Annotated in this window: 20 protein-coding genes; 10 read left to right on the top strand and 10 right to left on the bottom strand. The window is 64.4% G+C overall.

All coding sequences use genetic code 11. From position 1 onward, the window contains the following. The first annotated feature begins 8 nt into the window (after nt 1-8). From NCR35_RS23870 to NCR35_RS23855, 4 genes are all read left to right on the top strand, one after another. On the top strand, nt 9-875 hold the full coding sequence (locus NCR35_RS23870; protein WP_250536388.1) for a dioxygenase family protein: 867 nt from the start codon (nt 9-11) through the stop codon (nt 873-875). 45 nt (nt 876-920) lie between these two features. Next, entirely contained in the window at nt 921-1,730 is an 810-nt protein-coding gene (locus NCR35_RS23865; protein WP_250536387.1) for a sugar phosphate isomerase/epimerase family protein, read from the top strand. A 36-nt stretch (nt 1,731-1,766) separates the two neighbouring features. Then, nucleotides 1,767-2,558, top strand: coding sequence for an IclR family transcriptional regulator (locus tag NCR35_RS23860; RefSeq protein WP_250536386.1), 792 nt, complete (start codon nt 1,767-1,769; stop codon nt 2,556-2,558). Nucleotides 2,559-2,649: 91 nt separating this feature from the next. Then, nucleotides 2,650-3,627, top strand: a complete 978-nt coding sequence (locus NCR35_RS23855) for an aldo/keto reductase (protein WP_250536385.1) — start codon at nt 2,650-2,652, stop codon at nt 3,625-3,627. Nucleotides 3,628-3,762: 135 nt separating this feature from the next. Here NCR35_RS23855 and NCR35_RS23850 read toward each other — a convergent pair whose 3' ends face one another. Further along, entirely contained in the window at nt 3,763-4,092 is a 330-nt protein-coding gene (locus NCR35_RS23850; RefSeq protein ID WP_250536384.1) for an ArsR/SmtB family transcription factor, read from the bottom strand. A gap of 88 nt (nt 4,093-4,180) precedes the next feature. On the opposite strand from NCR35_RS23850, the gene NCR35_RS23845 reads away from it, so the two are divergent. The 5 genes from NCR35_RS23845 to NCR35_RS23825 all read left to right on the top strand — a co-directional run bounded on the left by NCR35_RS23845 (nt 4,181) and on the right by NCR35_RS23825 (nt 9,446). After that, the gene (locus tag NCR35_RS23845; protein ID WP_244851076.1) at nt 4,181-5,278 is read left to right on the top strand and encodes an NADH:flavin oxidoreductase/NADH oxidase; all 1,098 of its coding nucleotides are present in this window, start codon (nt 4,181-4,183) and stop codon (nt 5,276-5,278) included. 1,155 nt (nt 5,279-6,433) lie between these two features. After that, complete coding sequence (locus NCR35_RS23840) at nt 6,434-7,246, top strand: transporter substrate-binding domain-containing protein (protein ID WP_250536383.1); 813 nt, start codon at nt 6,434-6,436, stop codon at nt 7,244-7,246. A 27-nt stretch (nt 7,247-7,273) separates the two neighbouring features. Beyond that, on the top strand, nt 7,274-7,918 hold the full coding sequence (locus tag NCR35_RS23835) for an amino acid ABC transporter permease (RefSeq protein WP_250536382.1): 645 nt from the start codon (nt 7,274-7,276) through the stop codon (nt 7,916-7,918). Further along, complete coding sequence (locus NCR35_RS23830; RefSeq protein WP_250536381.1) at nt 7,915-8,574, top strand: amino acid ABC transporter permease; 660 nt, start codon at nt 7,915-7,917, stop codon at nt 8,572-8,574. Before NCR35_RS23835 ends, NCR35_RS23830 begins: the two co-directional genes overlap by 4 nt. Next, nucleotides 8,571-9,446 carry an amino acid ABC transporter ATP-binding protein gene (locus NCR35_RS23825; protein ID WP_250536380.1) on the top strand — a complete coding sequence of 292 codons (876 nt, stop codon included), beginning with the start codon at nt 8,571-8,573 and terminating at the stop codon, nt 9,444-9,446. Before NCR35_RS23830 ends, NCR35_RS23825 begins: the two co-directional genes overlap by 4 nt. A 74-nt stretch (nt 9,447-9,520) precedes the next feature. Here NCR35_RS23825 and NCR35_RS23820 read toward each other — a convergent pair whose 3' ends face one another. The 9 genes from NCR35_RS23820 to NCR35_RS23780 all read right to left on the bottom strand — a co-directional run bounded on the left by NCR35_RS23820 (nt 9,521) and on the right by NCR35_RS23780 (nt 18,970). After that, nucleotides 9,521-10,351 (bottom strand): phytanoyl-CoA dioxygenase family protein, encoded by an 831-nt coding sequence (locus NCR35_RS23820; protein WP_250536379.1) that lies wholly within the window; start codon nt 10,349-10,351, stop codon nt 9,521-9,523. 74 nt (nt 10,352-10,425) lie between these two features. Continuing rightward, nucleotides 10,426-11,643, bottom strand: a complete 1,218-nt coding sequence (locus NCR35_RS23815) for an amidase (RefSeq protein WP_250536378.1) — start codon at nt 11,641-11,643, stop codon at nt 10,426-10,428. Then, a complete protein-coding gene (gene hpxZ / locus NCR35_RS23810; RefSeq protein ID WP_250536377.1) occupies nt 11,640-12,029 on the bottom strand; it encodes an oxalurate catabolism protein HpxZ in 390 nt (129 codons plus the stop codon). Before hpxZ ends, NCR35_RS23815 begins: the two co-directional genes overlap by 4 nt. Continuing rightward, nucleotides 12,026-13,222, bottom strand: coding sequence for an oxamate carbamoyltransferase subunit AllG family protein (locus tag NCR35_RS23805; RefSeq protein WP_250536376.1), 1,197 nt, complete (start codon nt 13,220-13,222; stop codon nt 12,026-12,028). The genes hpxZ and NCR35_RS23805 overlap by 4 nt, the downstream gene beginning before the upstream one ends. A gap of 2 nt (nt 13,223-13,224) precedes the next feature. Beyond that, complete coding sequence (locus NCR35_RS23800; RefSeq protein ID WP_250536375.1) at nt 13,225-13,920, bottom strand: SRPBCC family protein; 696 nt, start codon at nt 13,918-13,920, stop codon at nt 13,225-13,227. Nucleotides 13,921-13,943: 23 nt separating this feature from the next. Further along, nucleotides 13,944-14,465, bottom strand: coding sequence for a (2Fe-2S)-binding protein (locus NCR35_RS23795; protein WP_250536374.1), 522 nt, complete (start codon nt 14,463-14,465; stop codon nt 13,944-13,946). Further along, entirely contained in the window at nt 14,462-15,295 is an 834-nt protein-coding gene (locus NCR35_RS23790; RefSeq protein ID WP_250536373.1) for an FAD binding domain-containing protein, read from the bottom strand. Before NCR35_RS23790 ends, NCR35_RS23795 begins: the two co-directional genes overlap by 4 nt. After that, a complete protein-coding gene (locus tag NCR35_RS23785; RefSeq protein ID WP_250536372.1) occupies nt 15,292-17,697 on the bottom strand; it encodes a xanthine dehydrogenase family protein molybdopterin-binding subunit in 2,406 nt (801 codons plus the stop codon). The genes NCR35_RS23790 and NCR35_RS23785 overlap by 4 nt, the downstream gene beginning before the upstream one ends. Nucleotides 17,698-17,707: 10 nt before the next feature. Next, nucleotides 17,708-18,970 carry an amidohydrolase/deacetylase family metallohydrolase gene (locus NCR35_RS23780; protein WP_250536371.1) on the bottom strand — a complete coding sequence of 421 codons (1,263 nt, stop codon included), beginning with the start codon at nt 18,968-18,970 and terminating at the stop codon, nt 17,708-17,710. Between the two features lie 330 nt (nt 18,971-19,300). Here NCR35_RS23780 and NCR35_RS23775 point away from each other — a divergent pair, with 330 nt between their 5' ends. Then, entirely contained in the window at nt 19,301-19,867 is a 567-nt protein-coding gene (locus NCR35_RS23775; protein WP_250536370.1) for a MarR family winged helix-turn-helix transcriptional regulator, read from the top strand. Nucleotides 19,868-19,948 lie beyond the last annotated feature (81 nt).

Raw genomic sequence — 19,948 nt, 5'->3', positions numbered from 1 at the left:
GGAACACGATGCGCAACTTCAACGAAGACAACATCACGGCAGCGGTCATCGAGCGTCTCGCGGGAAGCAAGAGCAAACGCGTGCACCAGATCAGCGACGCGCTGGTTCGTCATCTGCATGCGTTCGTGAAGGAAATCGAGCCGACCGAAGACGAATGGGCCGCGGCGATTCGCTTTCTCACCGAGACGGGACAGACGTGCACCGACACGCGCCAGGAGTTCATTCTGCTATCCGACACGCTTGGCGTATCGATGCTGGTGGACGCGATCAATCATCGCTATCCGGGCGACGCAACGCAAACCACGGTGCTCGGTCCGTTCTACGTCGAAGAAGCGGCTACGCTGACGCTCGGCGCTTCGATCGCAGATGGCGAGCCGGGCGATCCTCTGCTGGTAGAAGGCACCGTACGCGATGTGAACGGGAAAGCGATTGCGGGCGCGCTGGTCGAGACGTGGCACGCGGACAGTCATGGCTTCTATGACGTGCAGAAGGCGGCGGGCAAGGCGGACCTGCACATGCGTGCTCGCTTCCTGACCGATCCGGCTGGTGCATTCTGGTACCGCTCGGTCGTGCCCGCAGCCTATCCGATTCCGAACGACGGACCGGTCGGCCGCATGCTCGATGCACAGGGGCGGCATCCGTACCGTCCGGCTCACGTGCACTTTCGCGTCAGTGCGCCCGGCTTCCAGACCCTCGTTACGCACGTGTTCGTGGGCGGCGACATTTACCTTGATTCAGACGTCGTGTTCGGCGTGAAGGACGCACTGATCAAGGCGGTGGTGCCGCTCGCACCGGGCCTGAGTCCGGCCGGACATCGCGTCGATGTTCCGAGTGCATTGCTTGCGTATGATTTCGTACTGCCGCCGCAGAACTGATTGCTCTGCGCGACTAGACTTTCTTTAAGTTATGGACGCGTTCCCATGCATGAACTGTCGCTGCATCATCTGACCATCCTCGACGCGCATCCGCTGCAAGTCGTCGATGCGGCCGCCGCCGCAGGATTCGAATACTGCGGATTGCGGCTCGTCGCGCCTACCCATGCGGACACGATCGTGGATGTCGCGAGCAATCCCGCCCTCATCGGCGAGCTGCGCGCGCGGCTCGACGCAACCGGCGTCAGGCTGCTGGATATCGAGGCCATCTGGCTGAGTCCGCAGACGGACGTCGCGTCACTATCATCTGCACTCGAAGCGGGCAGTACGCTCGGTGCGCGGCACGTACTCTGCGTCGGCAACGACACGGAACGCGATCGTCTGCGGGACAACTTCGGCCGTCTGTGCGAAGCTGCGGGCGATTTCGGCCTTACGGTCGGACTCGAAGCGATCACGTACTGCGCGGTCGGTACGCCCGCCGACGCGCTCGAGGTCGTGCGAACCAGCGGACAGCCGAACGCGCGTGTACTCATCGACGCACTGCAGTTCTTCCGCTCGGGCGCGACGTGCGAGCAGATCGGTGCGATCGACCCGGCGCTCATCGAATACATTCAGATTTGCGATGCACCGAGCGCCGCACCGCCGTCTCTTGAAGCACGTCGACAGGAAGCGAGAACGGCCCGGCTGCTGCCCGGCGATGGTGAATTACCGCTGCGCGAACTGCTGTCGAGACTGCGGCCCGATCTGCCACTCGCCGTCGAGGCGCCGACGCTCGCACTGCGTGGCCTCCCGTTCGATGAACAGGCGAGACGCATCCATGCGCGCATGCGGACGTTTCTCGCCGATCCAGCATCCTGATGCTAGTATGTTTCCATATGTAAACAGGAGCGGGATATGCTGTTGGAAGACGAATCGAACGGAGTGGTGAAGTCGGCGGATCGCGTGCTCGACGTGATCGAGTTGCTCGCGAGATGGGGACGCGAAATGTCCCACACGGAAATCGCGGAAGCGCTGGATATACCGAAGAGCTCGCTCACCAAGCTGCTCAAGAATCTTACGGCGCGTGACTTTGTCGAATTCGTCCCTGCCACCAAGGGTTATCGCCTCGGCGAAGCGCTGATCCAACTTTCCAAACAGTCCACGCACAGCCGCTCGCTCGTCAGTTGCGCCCAGCCGGTGCTGGCGGACATCACACAGCAGACGCTCGAGTCGTGCGCGCTCAATCAACTAAAGGGCGACCAGGTCGAAGTCGTTGCGACGGTGACCAGCCCGCAACGGTTGGTATCGCATCTGCGACTCGGCGATCTTGCGCCGCTTTATGCCGTGTCGGGCGGAAAGGTCATTCTCGCGTTTCTTCCGGATCAGATGCGAAGCGAGTACATCAAGACCGTGAAAATGCAAGCCATCACATCAAAGACGATCACGACCAAGAAGGCACTGCTCGCACAGATCGAAACGATCCGACAGACCGGAGTCGCCTATTCGATGGACGAATACACGCCGGGCATCGTCGGCGTCGGCGTGCCGGTGTTGTCATCGTCGGGCTTTCCGCTCGGATCACTTAACGTCGCGATTCCGTCGGTGCGTTATTCGGATCGTGTCGGCGCACGGGCCGTCACCGTTCTCCAAGCCGCCGCGCAACGCGTGCGCCGCGATTACATCGCCGCAAACGAACATACGCGGTAAGTCCATTGACACATGTTCGGCACCCGCCGTCTTTCTAGAAGCGGCAGATCGATGCAACTCACTCGATCGTTTACAAAGGACACCGAAGTTAATGAACACGCGAATTGCAGAGCCGAATCAAACTGTCAAGTTTCCTCGTGTAGGAGTCGGAGCCGGCAGCCTCGCGAACGCCGCGGGCGAACAGGCCTTCTTCGACATGATTCACGCCGCATGGGCGAACGGCGTTCGATATTTCGACACGTCGGCCGCTTATTTGGGCGGTCAAAGCGAGCAACGACTTGGCGCAGCGCTGGCAGCGTATCCGCGCGACGAGTTGTATGTGTCGACCAAGCTCGGCAGGTACTTGAGTCAGCCCGGCGCAAGCTCTTTGCCAGGCGGTAGCGACTTCTATCTGGACTACACCTACGACACGACGCTCCGCTCGGTCGAGCGCAGTCTGTCGCGACTCAAGGTCGATCGTCTCGATGCGGTGTTTATCCACGATCTCGATCCTGGCTTTGCCGGGAGGGCATATCGCGAGGAACTCAAGACAGCCGTCGAAGGTGCGTTTCCGGCGTTGCAGCGACTCAAGGATGAAAATGTGGTCGGTGCGATAGGTGTCGCCAGCATGAACTGGCAGGCTTGTTTGGACTTCGCTGAGCTGGCGGACGTCGATGTCGTCATGCCCGCAGGAGAGTACTCATTGCTCCGGGCGCGCAGCACCGCCTTGCTCGCGCATTGCATCGAGAAAGGCATAGTCTGGATTGCAGCGTCGCCATTCAACTCGGGCATTCTCGCGACCGGTTCGCGTCCCGACGCCTTCTACAACATGCGGCCCGCGACACAGCAAGTCCTATTGCAAACGGCAGGACTCGAACGCATTTGCCGGCGCCATGACGTGTCGCTGGCTACTGCTGCCCTGCTTTTTCCGCTGCGGCATCCGGCGATAAGCACGATCGTTTTCGGTGCGAAGACCGCAGGTGAATTCAATGAGTCTATCGCGCGTCTCTCTGAAAACCTGTCCGATCAGTTCTGGAAGGAATTGGATGCGTTTCTACTCGAGACGAAGGATTGGGAGAAGTGTGATTGAGTGGATATTGCTTTACGCAGGAAAAGTAAGCAGCCATCGCGCTGTGCGCCTGATATTCACGTTAATGACCTTAATAGTTCTATGGCACGAGCAGGACCTTGATCCACAACGTCGGCGGAACCCTTCGGTCGACTCTCACGACGCTTCGCTTACCACGGAATTGCCGACAATCTGCTTGATGACGGCCTCCATCAAGCCGGGAAAGCGAGCATCCAACTCCGCGCGCCGCAGTGAATTCTGATGCACGGTGCCGGCAACGCGCGTACGCACCAAGCCCGCTTCGCGGAGGATTCGGAAATGATGGGAGACACTCGACTTCGGTCGACCGCCGTCGAGCTCGCTGCAGGTGGCCTCATCTACCGTCGATAGTTGACGAACGATCTCGAGGCGCACCGGGTCGCTAAGAGCGTGGAAAAGCCGTCCGAGCGTGAAGTCCTCGGCGACAGGATGGGTATCGGCGCGCATTGTGCAAACAGTGGTGGGTTCTGCGATACTCGCTAGTTCGATGTTTATCGAAATAACGTACAAGCCTCACGAACGGGAGTTTAGCCTGATGTCCGCATTATTTCAGCCCTACAAGCTCAAAGATGTTTCCTTGCGCAACCGCATCGCAATTCCGCCGATGTGCCAGTACACCGCCGAAGACGGTTTGATCAACGACTGGCACCGCGTGCACCTGGCTGGGCTAGCACGTGGGGGCGCGGGGCTGGTGATCGTCGAGGCAACGGCCGTGTCGCCCGAGGGCCGGATTACACCGGGCTGCGCGGGCATCTGGACCGACGAGCAGGCGCAGGCATTCGCGCCCGTGGTCGCATCGATCAAGGCAGCGGGCGCGGTGCCGGGCATTCAGATCGGTCACGCGGGCCGCAAAGCCAGCGCGAATAGACCGTGGGAAGGCGACGATCACATCGCCGACAGCGATCCCCGAGGCTGGGAAACGCTCGCGCCCTCGGCAATCCCCTTCGGCGGCGGTCTGTCGAAAGTACCCAAAGCGATGACGCTCGACGACATCGCGCGCGTTCGCGAAGATTTCGTCGCCGCTGCCAAGCGAGCGCGTGACGCGGGCTTCGAGTGGCTCGAGTTGCACTTCGCGCACGGCTATCTCGGCCAAAGCTTCTTTTCCACGCACTCCAATCAACGCGACGACGCGTACGGCGGCAGCCTCGAGAACCGCAGCCGCTTCCTGCTGGAAACGCTGGCTGCCGTACGCAAGGTGTGGCCGGAGCACCTGCCGTTGACGGCGCGCTTCGGCGTGATCGAATACGACGGCCGCGACGAAGAAACGCTCGCTGAGTCGATCGAACTCGCGAAGAATTTCAAGCGCGAGGGGCTGGACATGCTGAGCGTCAGCGTGGGCTTTTCCACGCCGACCGCGGCGATTCCGTGGGCGCCGGCCTTTCTCGCGCCGATCGCGGAACGCGTGCGCCGTGAGGCTGATATCCCCGTTTCGTCGGCATGGGGCATCGATACGCCCGAACTGGCGGACCGTTCGGTGAAGAACGGGCAACTGGATCTGGTGATGGTTGGCCGCGCGCACTTGGCCGATCCGCACTGGCCGTACTATGCCGCGAAGAAGCTGGGTATCGAGCGTCCGTCGTGGACGCTGCCCGCACCGTACGCGCATTGGCTCGAACGCTATGCGGTTGCGTGAATTTAAGCGTCGGTTCTCTTCTATCGTAATGTGTTGATGGGCTGATGTGTCGTTTGCCTCGAGCTTGATGCGTCGGGGCAGACGGCATGTTGGCTTGCTTGCCCGCGCGAACGACATCGCGTGTTGCGACACGCTGGCAGCATCAACAGTTACGTCAGGACCGCATGCGCGCGCCGCGCTCGCGCATGCGGTGCCCCAAGCACAAACCGTTGTGGTGATTGCGAGCGTGACTGCGGCCGACGCCCCTCGACTTGAACCCTCCAACACCTGCCTCCTCGATTCCATCGTGAAGATAGAATCATCGCGTCACGCACCGGCGTCCGAACGCGTCGCTTCGACTTGTGAGACTTTTGGCGCCCGCCGAGAAAAGCCGTACGCGTTTTATGTAGCACTACAGATCGTCTCCTGCTGCGTCCCTGCAGATGCTGTCAAGGCCTTGGCCGTTACTGGCGGCACCGCGCCGATCAGCATCGCCCGCGCCACCCGCTTCCTGCGATAACGACCAACGTATCCCCGCGACCTCGCTTCCCGGGTGGCGTGGCGGTGGCTGCCGGCGCGTCGAGCGCATCTGGCAATGCCGCCAGTCCGTCTCCGTCGCAGGTCCGGGCGAACGTGACCGCGACGGTCGTTTTCGAAGACGCCGACGTCCGTGCTCGGCGCGGCAAAACGCATCTACACATTCCAAGCATTGGCACCAAGCGGCCGCGCGTACGATGCACGAGACGGCGCGATCGGTGCGTCGCGTTCCACGCAAGTCCTCGATGCTCTACGCGTGATCTCCCTGTGCCGCAGTCGCATGGCCATTTATCTCCGAACTAGCCGCTGCTTTTGCCCTGCCATGTCGCAACTCGGTGCGCTCATGCACGATGGAGAGGCCGTTTCCACATCCGTGGTGCACCACATATTTTTCTGCTTACGCGCTCTACGGATGGAACGTCCGCTAGAAGCGTATTGCGCCGCCATAGATCGTTGGCATACCACTTGCATAGTCCGAGACGGCCTTCTCAGTTCACGAACGAATCGTCTCTTTGACGGTCGCCATCCAGCAACCGCGCATGGATTGAACCTGCGCGTCAATCAATCACCAAAGGGGCAACTATGTTAGTTCGTCTTACCCGTCGCGATGCTGGTCAGTCCAAACACCGCACCGCTGTCATGCTCCTTCGCTCGTGCGCGCTCGTGGTCGTCGCTACCGTCGGCCTGAGCCAGGCAGCTCATGCGGCGGGCGCCGATGAAATCAAGGCGCGCGGTTATCTGAGCGTTGCGACCGAAGACGACTACAACCCCTTCGAGTTCGTCGAGAACGGCAAAAACACCGGCTACGACAACGAGTTGCTCGCGCTGATGCGCAAGAAGCTCGGCGTCGATGTGAAGCAGCAGGTGATGCCGTGGTCCGGCATTCTGCCCGGCGTCACGACGGGCAAGTACGACATGGCATTGAGCGCGGTGCTCGTCACCGAAGAGCGCAAGAAGAACTTCGACTTCGCGTCGCCGACCTGTGAGGCCGTCACCATGTACGCGACCAAGAAGGGATCGTCCATCAAGACCACGGACGATCTCGTCGGCAAGGTGGTGGGTGCGGAAACGGGTAGCGCGATGCTCGCAGACCTCAAGCAGTTCAACGAGGAGCTGAAGAAGAAGCACGGCGGCAACGGTCTCAAGCAGATCGTCGAATATCAGTCGTATCCGGAGGCCTATCAGGATCTCGGGCTCGGCCGTGTCGATGCCGTCGCCAATACGCAGATCAGCCTGAATTCGCTGGTGAAGACACGCCCGGACGTCTTCGTCGTCGGCCAGGCAATCGGCAAGCCTACCTACATCGCGTGGGCCGTGAAGAAGGGCAACACTGAGGTCGTGAAGATGGTTGATGCCGCGCTGCTCGAACTGCGCAAAAGTGGGGAGATGTACCAGCTCCAGCAGAAATGGCTCGGTGCGAGCTACAAGGACATGCCGCAGTCGGTCAACTGACTTCCACGCCTCTACCATCCCGCATCGATGAACGCCTTCGATTACTGGAGCATCGCGCAGGGCGCGCTGGCGACCGTGCTTCTTTCGGTCGCCAGTATCGTGCTCGGCGTGCCGCTGGGGCTCGGACTTGCGTTGATTCGCTGGGCGCGCGTGCCGTATCTCAACCGCATCGCGCTCGCGTACGTGAGCCTCATCCGTTCGTGTCCTGCCGTCACGCTGACGTTGCTGATTTTCTTTGCACTGCCGCAGTTCGGCATCTCGCTGGACCCGACGCCCGCCGCGATTCTCGCACTCACCATCAGCACGGCAGCGTTCAATTGCGAAATCTGGCGCGCTGCGCTGATGAACTTTCCACGCGATCAATACGACGCCGCCCTCGCCTTCGCCATGCCGCGCAGCCTGCGGTTCCGGCGCATCGTGATGCCGCAGATCTGGCGCGCAAGCCTTCCGGGTCTCGTCAACGAAATGACCTTGCAGATCAAGTCGACGCCCGCGGTCGCGGTCATCGGCATCGTCGAAATCACGCGCGCCGCTCTGCGTGTGGGCGCGCGCACCTATGATCCGCTGCCGCCGTTCGTGTTCGCGCTGGTGCTGTACGGGCTGATCGTGTTCGTGCTGATCCGGGCGCAGCGTCTGATCGATCGACGCCAGCCCGTGGAGGCACGCGCATGATGGAACATTTTCTGATCGTCTGGCAGCAGCGCGCGGACGTGCTTGCAGGCCTGCTCGACACGCTCGGACTGCTGGCCGTCGCCGCGGTGGCTTCGCTCCTGCTCGGCGCACTGCTCGCGCCCGCGCTCATGTCGAAGCGCCCGGCCATCGCGCGGCTCGCCATGCTCTATGTCGATGCGATGCGTTGCGCGCCTTTCCTGCTCTTCGTTTATCTCATCTATTTCGGTCTGCCGACTGCTGGCATTCGTCTGTCGAACTGGTGGGCGGGCGCCATCGCGCTGATTCTCTATAACACCGCCTACATGGCCGAACTGTTGCGCGGCGCGTGGGCCGGCCTGCCCGTGCCGATGATCGAAGCCGCGCGCGCCTACGGCTTTCACGGCTTCGGTCTCGTTCGCCGCATCATTCTCCCGCAGGTCTTCACCGTCGCTCTGCCGATGATCGGAAATCAGCTCGTGCAGATCGTGAAGGACAGCGCGTTCCTCACGGTGATTGCGGTCGGCGAACTGACGCATCAGATGAACGGCATTCAGGCTACCTATTTCATCCCGTTTGCCGCGTTCATTACAGCCGTGCTGCTGTACTGGGCCATCTGCCTCGTGATCGAAGGCGGCAGCGGATTATTGTCGAGATTCGCCGAGGAACGCAGAGCATGAACATTTTCAACGACGTCCCGCTCACCGCCATGCGCGCACCCGACGCGGCAAGAAGCTCGAGCGGCCTCGCATACGGCGCGGCGAGCGAGACGGCGCAGACGGTCCTGCAACTCAACGGCATTTCGAAGTCATTCGGCGACAACCACGTGCTGCGCGATGTCTCGCTCACCGTGCACAAGGGCGAGACCGTATGCCTGCTGGGACCATCGGGTTGCGGAAAGTCCACTCTCCTACGCTGCGTGAACTGGCTGGAGATTCCGGATGCCGGCACCATCCACGTATCGGGTCGGCGCATGGGCGTGCGCGAGGGCTCGTCGATCAAGATGAACGACGCCGAACTCGCGCGTTCCCGGGCACGCATCGGCATGGTGTTTCAGCACTTCGCGCTATGGCCGCATCTGACTGTGCTGCAGAACGTCATGGAAGCGCCGCTCCACGTGCTCGGACGTCCGCGCGACGAAGTGCGGGCGGACGCCGAGCGCCTACTGGAACGTGTCGGCCTCGCTGCCAAGCTGGATGCCTTTCCCTCGCGGCTTTCGGGCGGTCAGAAGCAGCGTGTGGGCATCGCGCGGGCACTGGCGATGAAACCGGACATCCTGCTTTTCGACGAACCCACCAGCGCGCTCGATCCGATGCTCGTCGGCGAAGTGCTGAACGTGATGCGCTCGCTCGCGCACGAAGGCGCGACCATGGTCATTGTCACGCACGAGATGGAATTCGCGCGGCAAGTGGCAAGCCGCGTCGTCTTCATGGACGCCGGACAGGTGATCGAGAGCGCGCCGCCCGCGCAGTTCTTCGGCACACCGCAGACCTCGCGCGCGCGGCAGTTTCTGGCGCGCTTTCGCTCGCCGCATCAGGCGGCCGACGACTGAAGCGCATCCCCGAACGCGCCTGAGCTTCACGCTCGCGGCGGCCTGCACGGGCCGCGCGGCGAGCGCAAACGGACTCACTGCGGCGCGACCATGTCCGCAGCCTGCTTCACTTCACCGTCCTTGTACTTGCCCCACGTTTGCGCCAGTTCGCTCATCGAGCGCGGATCGCAATCGTATTCGGGCAAGGTGTCTGCATCCCAGTGACCGAAGCGATCGACACCGCGTACGAGCGTCGCGCGGCGGCGGCCAGTCGTGGATCGCACGTGCGCCGGCACGTAGAAGAACGCGAAGCCGATGCGCCGGTCATCCGAGCGATTCGGCAGCGAGCTATGCGCGGTGCGTTCGTGATGCATCGAGAATTCTCCCGGCTGGAGCGGCATCTCGACCGCCAGGTTTTCGTCGATGCCGACGAGCGTCTGGCCTTTCGCAAGCATGTTGTCTTTCGCGTAGGTCTCGACGTGCTTCAGGTCCGGTCCGCTGTGCGAGCCGGGCAGCACGCGCAGCACGCCGTTGACCGAATTGGCCGGTGTGAGCGCGACCCACACGGTGACTTCTTCGTGCGGCGTCAGCCCGAAGTACGTTGAATCCTGGTGCCACGACACATAGCGCGGATCGCCACCGTTCTTCGCGAAGATGGACGCGCCGAACAGCATGATGTCCGGTCCGATGAGATCCTCGACCGCATCGAGAATGGCCGGATGACGCCCCAGCTCGACGATCGCCGGCAAGGCCAGATGGCCTTTGATCTTCAGCGTCTTGTTGACGTCCTCGCCGGTGGACGCCTCATACCGTTCGATGATGCGGCGATACTCCGCCGCCTCTTGCGCGTCGATTGCGCGCATCGGATAGACATAGCCGTGCTGCTTGAAGTGGGCGACCTGGGCTTCGGTCAGATGCTTCGTCATGGACGTTCCTTTGAGTGGGCTTTGTTCGGAAACACGCCTGCTCGTCCGGCGGCGGGCCGTGCCCGCGCGGACGCTTACTGCATGACTTCGTGCATCGCGCGCGCGACGCGCAGCACGCCTTCGTCCGCGCCGCGCGCGCCGATCACGGAAAGGCCGACCGGCGCGCCGTCGATGCGTGCCCACGGCATGCTTACTTGCGGCAGGCCCGCGAGACCCGCGACGCACAGCATCTGCTGCGCGCGCGCGCGCGCGTGATCCACCGCTTGCGCAGATGTATCGGCGCGCGGCGCGCCGCCCGGCACGGTCGGAATGAGCCAGTAGATGCCGTGCGGCAGGGCTTCGGCCATTGCGCGGATAGCTTCGGCGCGAATGCGCTGCGCCTGCGCGATCTGCTCGCGCGTGATGGTCAGGCTCATCGCGAAGCGCGCGCCGACGTCCGCGCCGAAGCTCGCGGCATGAGCGCGCGCCCACGCGCCGTATCGCTGGGCGATTTCCGCCGCCTGCAACACGCGGAACGCCTGCGCCCAGTCCGCGAGCGACGCTTCCGGCGCGACGAAAGTCACGCGCTCGCCGAGCGACTTCATCGTTGCCTCGATGGCCGCCTCGAAGCGCGCCGCGACGGGTGCATCGGCGCAGGCGAGCAGATTGCGCGGAACGTGCACGGAGAAGGCATCGTCATCTGCGGCGACGACGCTTTGCGCCAGTACCTCGAACACGAGCGCCAGCGTGCGCGGGTCGCGCGCAAACCAGCCGACCGTGTCGAAGCTGTGGGCGAGCGTCAGACATCCATCCGCGGCGATACGGCCATGCGTGGGCCGCATGCCCCATACGCCGCAATAACTCGCCGGCAGCCGCACGGAGCCGCCGCAATCGGTGCCCAGTGCAATGTCGGCATGACCCGCCGCCACCGCCACGGCAGAACCCGATGACGATCCGCCCGGAATCCTCGCCGGATCGGCGGGATTGACGGGCGTGCCATAGTGCGCGTTGACGCCGGCAAGGCTGTAGGTCAGTTCATCCGTGACGGTCTTGCCGACCCATTGCGCGCCTTCTTCGAGCAGCACGCGAACGGCGAGCGCGGTGCGCGCGGCGACCGGCTGCTGATCGCGCCACACGGGATTGCCGCTGCCCGTTCGCAAGCCGGCGATATCGAACACGTCCTTCACCGCGAGGCGCAGTGTCGCCAGTCTTTCGCCGGTGCGCGAGGGCTGCGCGGCGGACGGCAGGGAATCGAAGCCATCGGCGACGAACGCTCCGTGCAAGCCCGCTTGCAGCAAATCGTTTTTCGTCATGACGGGTCCATCCAGCTGACATGAGCGGCGACGACGCGCCACCGGCCGTCGATGCGCACCCATGTCTGCGACTGACGCCCGATGCGCGGCTCGCCCGCGCGCGAGAACGTGATGTTCGCCACGGCAAAGTCCGCACCGAAGGTCGTCACCGACCGGTCGATGATCGTGCGCATCAGGCCCTTGGCCGTGCGCTGCGCCCGGAATTCGCGGATGGCGTCGTAGCCTTGCAGATTTTCGGTCGCGCCGTAGCGCAGCGTGTGCGGGCTCATCCAGAAGAGCGTGTCGAGAACGGCCACGTCGTTGGTCGTGAGCGCGCGCTCGTATTCATCGAAGGCGGCTTGGACCGCCGCGAGCGTGGCCGGATGATTGATCGGGTGCGCGCTCATGTGGCCTCGGCGGAGAGCGTCTGCAAGGCACGCGCGAAAAGCTCGGGCGGCGCTGCATAGAGGCCGCGTCCGAGCAGCCCCGCTCGACCGTCGGCGCCGATCATCGCGATGGCGGCGAGCGGCGCGATCCCTTCGCTCTCGACGCGCGCCGCGTCGAGCACGCCGGGCAGCCGCCCGAACGCGGGGTGAGACTCGGTATGAACGCGCGCCTGCCGTTCGCGCCAGCCGGCGGGCAGAAACGGCTCGAACGCCTGCGCCGGCTCCGGGGCGAACGCGAGCGCCTGAGCGCCGAAACCGGCCGCGTCGATGACGCCGCTGTCGCCGGTCAGCGGCGCAGCGTGCGCGGCCTGTCGCGGATCGATGCGCGGTCCTTCCGGCGCGTGCGCAGCCGCGGTGATCCAGCGTGAGGGCGCGCCCGCCAGCCGAATGCCGACGCGCTCGCCGTTGCCCGAGAGCGCAACGACGAGCGTCGACGAAGCGTCGCCCGCACTCGCCGCCGCAAGCATGAGCGCGCACGCGGCCATCCATGGCGTGAGGAAGAAAAGCGGCGTCTCTGCCAGCATGGCGTCGATTTCGGCGGATGCATCGGTAAGGCGGCGAGCGAGCTCAGCGCGCAGCGCGGCGGTCGCGGCCGTGGTGCGCGCATGCAGGTCGTCGCCGTCATGGAGACCGGTCTGCGCCAGGGCGAACAAATCGAGCGGTCCACGAGCGAGCGCGCCATCGAGCGCGGGCGCGAGCACTTTGTCCCGCCACTTCATGTGATCGAGAATGCGCGGGTCGCGGGTTCCGAAGCGAATCTGCGGACCCGCACCGCTGCTTAGCAAGGACCACGCGCGTGCCGCGGGATCGTTCGCATCGCTCACCTCGACGAGCGTCGTCTGCGGCGAGATCACCGCCGCGAGCGGCGTCACCACGCCGTACGATTGCGCGCTTTCGAGCCGCACGTCGCCCTGCGCGATCAGCCGCTCGGCGTGCGCTTCGTCCATCGCCCAGCCTTCATAGAGACAGCAAAGGATCGCGGACGAGCGCACGGGCGGCGACGGCTCGCGCGGATTCTCGAACGGCGGCCCCGCGTGAAGCAAGGTGAAGTCCGGCAGACACACCGCGTCGCGCGCCGCCACCACCGCCCGCCATTGCGGACGCACCGCGTGAATGCGGCTCAACGCGCGCGTGTTGGCATCGTCGGCGCGCATGGTCAGCGGGCCGCGAAACTGAATAGTCCGCGCAGGCGCGACCACAGCATCTTCCAGAAGAGATTGCCGACGTCGAGCGGCGCGTTCGCCGGTTTCGCCGCGTTCACCGATGCTGCACTCTCGGCCGGGCGCGCTTCGACAGGCGCTTGTGCGGCGGACGCAGCGGATGCAACGTGCTCCACCGGCGCGACGCTCGCCTCGGCTTCCTGCACCACGGCCTGCACCGGCAGGCTGTCGGATGCCGCGCCCGCCTCGTCTAGCTTCGCCTTCAGATTGGCCGCGAACGCTTCGGTCATGCGCGTCGCCAGTTCCTTCACGATGCCGCCGCGCGAGAACTGCGCGAGGCTCCCGCCGATCGTGTAGTCCACCTTCACGTCGACACGCGTTTCGCTTGCCGCCGTGGCCTCGAGTGCGAACGACGCTACGCCCTTCACGCGCGATGCACTCTTGCGGTCCACGCCCGTTCCGGTAATGCTGCCGCGATACTGCGCATCGTCGAGCTTCATCTCGCCGTCGCCCGCGAACGACGCGACGATCGGCCCGAGCTTGACGGTCATCGCGAGCTTGAGCATGCCGTTGTCGACCGGCGCCGTGAGCGACGCGCCCGGCAGGCATGCGACAATCTCCGGCGTGTCGTGAAAGCGCGCCCAGACTGCATCGCGCGGATACGGGACGGTGAAGCTTTGTTCGATTTCCATTTCGTACGGATTCCGTATCAGTTTCAGGCGGTCACGGCGGCGACCGCAAGCGGCGTTGCTGCGCGGGCGCGACGCGCATCGAGCACGCGGCGGATCGCGCGGACGATGCCCACGTACCCAGTGCACCGGCACAGGTTGCCGGAGAGTTCGAGGCGCACGCGGGCGTCGTCGGCGTCGGGCAGGCGCGTCACGATGTCGCGCGCCGTCATCAGCATGCCCGGCGTGCAGTAGCCGCATTGCAGCGCGTGCTCGGCGCTGAACGCGGCGCGCAACTCGTTCATGGTGGCGTCGTCGTCGAAGCCTTCGATGGTGCGTACCGTGCTTCCCGCGCACGTGACCGCTGGCGTGATGCACGAACGGGTCGGCACGCCGTCCACCTCGATCGTGCAGGCGCCGCATACGCCCTGCTCGCAGCCGATGTTCGTGCCGCACAGCATGCGCTGCTCGCGCAGGAAATCGGCGAGGCTCGTGCGCGGCTCGACGCGGTCCGCGACCGGCGCACGGTTGACGATGAGTTCGATCGTCTTGATCATGGGCTCGCTCATGCTTTTCCGTCCTGATTGCGAATGCCCGCGGCCGCGCGCACCAGCGCGACGCGATGCACTTCGTGTTCGTAGCTTCCGGCTTCGATGCCCGCCGCTTCGAGATGCGCATCGAAGCACGAGGTCCGCGGATCGGCGTCGGCAAGCAGGCCGCGCGCATCGTCGATTAAATAGGGCGGTGCGTCGATCGCGCCGATCACGGCACGGCACACGCCGCGCGCCGCATCGTCGATGAACACCGCAATGGCTTCGGCGAACTCTCCCGGCTTGCGGTTGAACTTGTAGTAGCTCCAGCGCGCCGTGGGTGAAAGACGCGCAAAGCGCACGCCGGTGAGGATTTCATCGGCTTCGAGCGCGGTCGTGAACGCGCCGGCCATCCAGTCCGCGCAGTCGATGACCCGCGCGCCGCCCCGTCCCGCGACGAGATACTGCGCGTCGAGCGCGCACATCGTATTGATCCAGTCGGCGGCGGGATCGGCGTGGGCGAGACTGCCGCCCAGCGTGCCACGGTTGCGCACGGCGCGATACGCGATGCCGCCCGCCACGTATTCCATGAGGCCGCGCGTGCCGGTCTCGACTTTGCCGTCCTCGATCTCCGCGTGCGTGATGCACGCGCCGAGCGTGACCGTCGCGCCATCGGCGCGGCACGCGCGCAGCGCCGCGATTCCGCGCAGATCCACGAGCATTTCGGGCTGCGCGAGCCGCAGGTTCATCATCGGTCCGAGCGACTGGCTGCCGGACACGAACTTGCCCATGCCGTCGGTCGGTGCGATGAGTGCAATCGCATCGTCGCAGGCGAGCGGCTTTGCGTAATCGTAAGTCGCAGCTTTCATGCGGGCATTCCCTTCATCGCGTGGGCCTGGCGCTGGCGCTCTCGGGCGATTGCTTCGACGATGAGGCGCGGCGTGATCGGCAACTGGTCGATGCGCACGCCGAGTCCGCGCAGCGCATCGTTGACGGCGTTGGCGATCGCGGCGGGCGGACCGATCGCCCCGCTCTCGCCGATGCCCTTCTGCCCGAACTCCGTGTACGGGGCGGGCGTTTCCATGTGTTCGATGCGAATGGCGGGCACCTCGGTCGCGCCGGGCAGGAGGTAGTCGGCGAGCGTCGAGGCAAGCGGCTGGCCGTCGTCGCTGTACGGCATCGCCTCGTAGAGCGCCGTGCCGATGCCCTGCGCCGCGCCGCCGTACACCTGTCCGTCGACGACCATGGGATTGATGAGCACGCCGCCGTCTTCCACGATCACGTAGTCGAGAATCTCCGTCTGGCCGAGCGCCGGATCGACCGCGACCACCACCGCGTGACATGCGTAGCTGAACGTGCCCGAGTCGCGCTTCGCCTGATAGGACGTCGAGACTTCGAGTCCGCGCGGGTCGACATCGGACGGCAAGAGTTGCGGCGCGAGATACCAGGTCCGCGCGATCTCCCGCAGGCTGCGCGAGCCTTGCGTGCCGACCGCCGCGCCGTTCTCCCAGCGCACCTCGCTCAACGGTTCGCCGAGCAGATGCGCGCCGATCTTCAGGAGCCGCTCCTTCAATTCCTTCGATGCGCGGCCCACCGCGCCGCCCGCCATCACGATCGAGCGCGAGCCCCACGTGCCGGTGGAATACGGCGTGACGCCGGTGTCGCCGAGCACGATGCGCACGCGGTCCGTGTCGATGCCGAGCACTTCGTGCGCGATCTGCGCGAGCGTCGTCTCCATGCTCTGTCCGTGCGAATGCACGCCGGCGCGCACTTCGAGGACGCCGTCGGGCGTGAGGCGAATCACGGCCGGCTCGTAACCCGGCACCATCGGAATGCCCCAGGCGTGATACACCGACGTGCCGTGCGCGCCCTGCTCGCAGAACACCGACATGCCGAAGCCGATGCGCCTGCCGTCAGGTTCCCCCCGGCGCTGTCTTGCGCGCACCGCGGGCAGGTCGATGGCGGCCATCGCGCGGCGCACCGCCTCGGGATAGTCGCCGCTGTCGAAGTGCTTCTTCGTGATGTTGTCGTAGGGCATTTCGTGCGGCTCCACGAGATTGCGTAGCCGCACCTCGAACGGCTCGATGCCCGCTTCGAGGGCGATCGCATCCATGATGGATTCGATTGCGTAGCAGACACCCGTGCGCGCCACGCCACGGTACGGCAGGATCGGCGGCTTGTTGGTCGCCACCGACCACGTCCGGCACCGGAAACGCTCCATCTTGTACGGCCCGGGCAGAATGCTGCCGACCTGCGCCGCTTCGAGGCACGCCGAGAACGGATAGGACGAGTACGCGCCTGAATCCACATGTGCCTCGCACTCGACCGCGAGCAGGCGGCCGTCGCGATCCGCGTAGCCGGTGATGTCGTAGTCGTGCTCGCGGCAGTTCGCATTTGCCGTGAGCTGCTCGCGGCGATCCTCGACCCAGCGCACCGGCTTTTCGAGTTGCATCGCGAGCCATCCGCAGCACACTTCCTCGGGAAGCAGGATGCCCTTGTAGCCGAAGCCCCCGCCCACGTCGGGCGCGATCACGCGCACTTGTCCTTCGTCGAGGCCGAGACATTCCGCGAGCCCGGTGCGCGTGATATGCGGCATCTGCGCGGACGTGTGCAGGATCAATTGCGACAGCCGCCGGTCCCAGTGCGCCACGCATCCGCGGCCTTCCATCGGCGCCATGCTCTGGCGCGCCGTGCGCAGCTTGCGATGCACGCGGATGGGCGCGTCGCGGCGAATTGCATCGAGATCGACGTCCGGATTCGCATCGACGAACGTTTCGAGGAAGACGTTGTCACCCCAATGTTCGTGCACGAGTGGGGAATCGTCGCGGCGCGCGTCCAGCATATCGACGACGGCGGGCAGTTCCTCGAAATCGACGAACACTTGCGCGGCGATGTCCTCTGCCTGCGCGCGCGTCGCGGCCACGCACATCGCGATCGTCTCGCCGACCTGCCGCACCTTGGCACTCGCTAGAACAGGCTGTTCAGAGCTCTTGAAGCCCGGAAGGCCCGAGTTCGCGACGATAGGCTTCACGCCTTCCATGTCGGCGAGCGTGTAGATCGCGTGTTCGAATTCCTTCGGCTTCTCGATGCCGACGATATGACCGTGCGCAATCGGGCTGCGCACGAAGGCCACATCCACCATGCCGACCATGCGTATGTTCGGTACGTATTCGCCGCGCCCGTGCATGAAACGCTCGTCTTCCTTGCGCGTGAGCGATGCACCGATGCCTTGCGGGCGGTTGCTGCCTTGATTCTGCGGGCGTTTGATCATCGTATGAACCTCACGCGGCGCGCGCGAGCGGCAGCGTCGGCGAGACGGCGTCGTGGCGCACGCCGTCCCGCAGGCAAAAGAGCGGCGACAACATGCGGTCGGTGATGACCTGCGTGCCTTCGTTGTCCTCGAGCACCCAGCGCCCGCGACGGTCATCCAGCACGCTGATGTCCGCGCCCCGCCCGACTTCGAGCGTGCCGATCTCGTGCTCCATGCCGACCATCTTCGCGGCGTTGCAGGTCGCCATCGCAACGACGTGACCGAGCGGCAAGCCGAGCGCCAGCATGCTCGTCATCGCGCTGACGAGGCTGAACTGAGTGCGGCCGAGGAACGAATGCTCTTCGTCCGGGTGACTGTCGGGCGTGCCGGCGGGCGCGGGCACGTGCGTGTTGTAGCCGTGCATGTCTGCGCCGAGCGTGTCGGGGACGACACCCGCGTCGAGCACGATACGCGCCGTCTTGAAGCTGAAGTGCGAGCCGTGGCCCACGTCTATCTTCAGGCCGCGCGAGACCGCTTCGTGCACGAGCGGATGCAGTTGCCCGTTCTCTTCGACGAAGCCGCCGGGATGACGGCTGAACGGATGCGCGAGGATGTCGCCGGGCTTGAGCGTCTCGACCACCTGATTGAAGATGCAGTCCGGCTGCACCGGCAGTCCGCCACTCTGAGGCTTCGGCCACAACTGACCGAAATGGATATACAGCGGCAGTTCTGCGCCACGGCCGATCTGCGCGGCGATCTTCATGACGTCGAGACCCCAGCGCGCGAACCCGCCGATCTCCGCATGCGCCTTGATGCCCTTCACGAGATCCGGATTGGCCTTGATCGACTTGATGGTCGCATCGGCATCGAGACAGTCGGGGCGATACAGGTCCGGATAGTAGTGACCTTCGAGGCCCCCGACGAGATAGGCCGAAATGAACGCCAGGACGCGCGTGGCCGAACGCTCCGCCACGTAGTGCCGAAAGCCCGGAATGGTGATGCAGCTCGGGCCGCCCTGATCGACCAGCGTCGTGACGCCCGACTGCACGCCGCACTGATCCGCGTTCAGGCCAAAGCGTCCCGTGACGTACTGGTAGACGTGACCGTGTGTATCGATAAGACCGGGCAGCACCAGCTTGCCGCTACAATCGACGACTTCTGCATGCCGCGCCTGTGCCGCGGCGTCGGCGCCGATTGCGGCGATGACGCCGTTGTCCACCAGAATGTCGAGTGTGGCGTCGATCTTCTGGGCCGGGTCAATGACGCGCCCCCCTTTGAGCAGAACTTGTGACATGTGCCGTGCGCATCGCGAGTGGAAAGATGCGTGGTGTACCGCAAGTTGTATGCCGGTTTTCCTTTGCCATGCCTCGCAGGCCTCTTTCCTCGTCGATTCAGGGGCTTACGGCCTTCGAAGGCGTGCAATGCGTGCCGTACCACGGATTTCGTCGGGAGCCATCGCACCAAGTCGGACAGTCACGGACGCGCGCCCGCACCACGCCCATGCGCGATGCCTTCTTATGGTGATTCGTAGGTGTACCACGGATTTGCGGCGCGATGCGGTTTGGGCCTAAAATGCGGCATCGGGCGCCCGACGCTCAATCCTTTTTCTAAAGAAGTCGCTGACATGCGAAACATGGCCACCGATCGAATCGACATCAAGAGCGTCCGGGCCGAGCTAGCCGAACGACAGACTCGCTCGCCGCTCTTTGCACGGCCGGGCTTTCTCATTCGTCGCCTGCATCAGATCCATACCTTCCTGTTCGTGCAGGAAACGAGCGAATTCAATATCACGCCCGTGCAGTACAGCTTGCTCACGGCGCTCGAGTCGCTCGGCGAGATGGATCAGAACTCGCTCGCTATCGAAGTCGGACTGGAGCGATCCAGCGTCGCGGAAGTGATTCCGCGCCTCAACGCGCGCGGGCTCGTCAGCCGCACGCAGGCGGAGCATGACAAGCGGCTGCGGCTTGTCAGGCTCACGCCCGCTGGCAAACGCCTGGTCAGGAAGATGGCCCCTGCGGTGCAGCGCGCGCACGAGCGCACCATCGAGCATCTGTCGCCCGCCGAGCGTGATTTCTTCATGCTGCAAATGATCCGGCTGGTCGAAGCGAACAACGCGGATAACCTCGTACCCTTCCGGCTGCCCGACAGCCAGTTGCTCGCGCAGGATGAAAGCGAAGCCGACGCCAGGTGAACACGACGCCTCGGTGGGGCGCCCCGACATCGTGCCGGACGCGTATGCTGTCGCCAATTGTCGAGCGCTCGACGCACATCG

Source organism: Caballeronia sp. AZ10_KS36, from assembly GCF_023631105.1.
Classification (GTDB): domain Bacteria; phylum Pseudomonadota; class Gammaproteobacteria; order Burkholderiales; family Burkholderiaceae; genus Caballeronia.
This window is presented reverse-complemented; position numbering and strand designations above follow the sequence as displayed.

Excerpts from the sequence above, each read along its gene's own strand:
- NCR35_RS23790 (WP_250536373.1), bottom strand. The coding sequence starts at position 15,295 with ATGAAAGCTGCGACTTACGATTACGCAAAGCCGCTCGCCTGCGACGAT.
- NCR35_RS23835 (WP_250536382.1), top strand. The coding sequence starts at position 7,274 with ATGAACGCCTTCGATTACTGGAGCATCGCGCAGGGCGCGCTGGCGACC.
- NCR35_RS23775 (WP_250536370.1), top strand. The coding sequence starts at position 19,301 with ATGCGAAACATGGCCACCGATCGAATCGACATCAAGAGCGTCCGGGCC.
- NCR35_RS23840 (WP_250536383.1), top strand. The coding sequence starts at position 6,434 with ATGCTCCTTCGCTCGTGCGCGCTCGTGGTCGTCGCTACCGTCGGCCTG.
- hpxZ (WP_250536377.1), bottom strand. The coding sequence starts at position 12,029 with ATGAGCGCGCACCCGATCAATCATCCGGCCACGCTCGCGGCGGTCCAA.
- NCR35_RS23820 (WP_250536379.1), bottom strand. The coding sequence starts at position 10,351 with ATGACGAAGCATCTGACCGAAGCCCAGGTCGCCCACTTCAAGCAGCAC.
- NCR35_RS23805 (WP_250536376.1), bottom strand. The coding sequence starts at position 13,222 with ATGCGCGCCGACGATGCCAACACGCGCGCGTTGAGCCGCATTCACGCG.
- NCR35_RS23870 (WP_250536388.1), top strand. The coding sequence starts at position 9 with ATGCGCAACTTCAACGAAGACAACATCACGGCAGCGGTCATCGAGCGT.
- NCR35_RS23860 (WP_250536386.1), top strand. The coding sequence starts at position 1,767 with ATGCTGTTGGAAGACGAATCGAACGGAGTGGTGAAGTCGGCGGATCGC.
- NCR35_RS23845 (WP_244851076.1), top strand. The coding sequence starts at position 4,181 with ATGTCCGCATTATTTCAGCCCTACAAGCTCAAAGATGTTTCCTTGCGC.
- NCR35_RS23865 (WP_250536387.1), top strand. The coding sequence starts at position 921 with ATGCATGAACTGTCGCTGCATCATCTGACCATCCTCGACGCGCATCCG.
- NCR35_RS23825 (WP_250536380.1), top strand. The coding sequence starts at position 8,571 with ATGAACATTTTCAACGACGTCCCGCTCACCGCCATGCGCGCACCCGAC.
- NCR35_RS23815 (WP_250536378.1), bottom strand. The coding sequence starts at position 11,643 with ATGACGAAAAACGATTTGCTGCAAGCGGGCTTGCACGGAGCGTTCGTC.
- NCR35_RS23855 (WP_250536385.1), top strand. The coding sequence starts at position 2,650 with ATGAACACGCGAATTGCAGAGCCGAATCAAACTGTCAAGTTTCCTCGT.
- NCR35_RS23795 (WP_250536374.1), bottom strand. The coding sequence starts at position 14,465 with ATGAGCGAGCCCATGATCAAGACGATCGAACTCATCGTCAACCGTGCG.
- NCR35_RS23800 (WP_250536375.1), bottom strand. The coding sequence starts at position 13,920 with ATGGAAATCGAACAAAGCTTCACCGTCCCGTATCCGCGCGATGCAGTC.
- NCR35_RS23785 (WP_250536372.1), bottom strand. The coding sequence starts at position 17,697 with ATGATCAAACGCCCGCAGAATCAAGGCAGCAACCGCCCGCAAGGCATC.
- NCR35_RS23780 (WP_250536371.1), bottom strand. The coding sequence starts at position 18,970 with ATGTCACAAGTTCTGCTCAAAGGGGGGCGCGTCATTGACCCGGCCCAG.
- NCR35_RS23830 (WP_250536381.1), top strand. The coding sequence starts at position 7,915 with ATGATGGAACATTTTCTGATCGTCTGGCAGCAGCGCGCGGACGTGCTT.
- NCR35_RS23850 (WP_250536384.1), bottom strand. The coding sequence starts at position 4,092 with ATGCGCGCCGATACCCATCCTGTCGCCGAGGACTTCACGCTCGGACGG.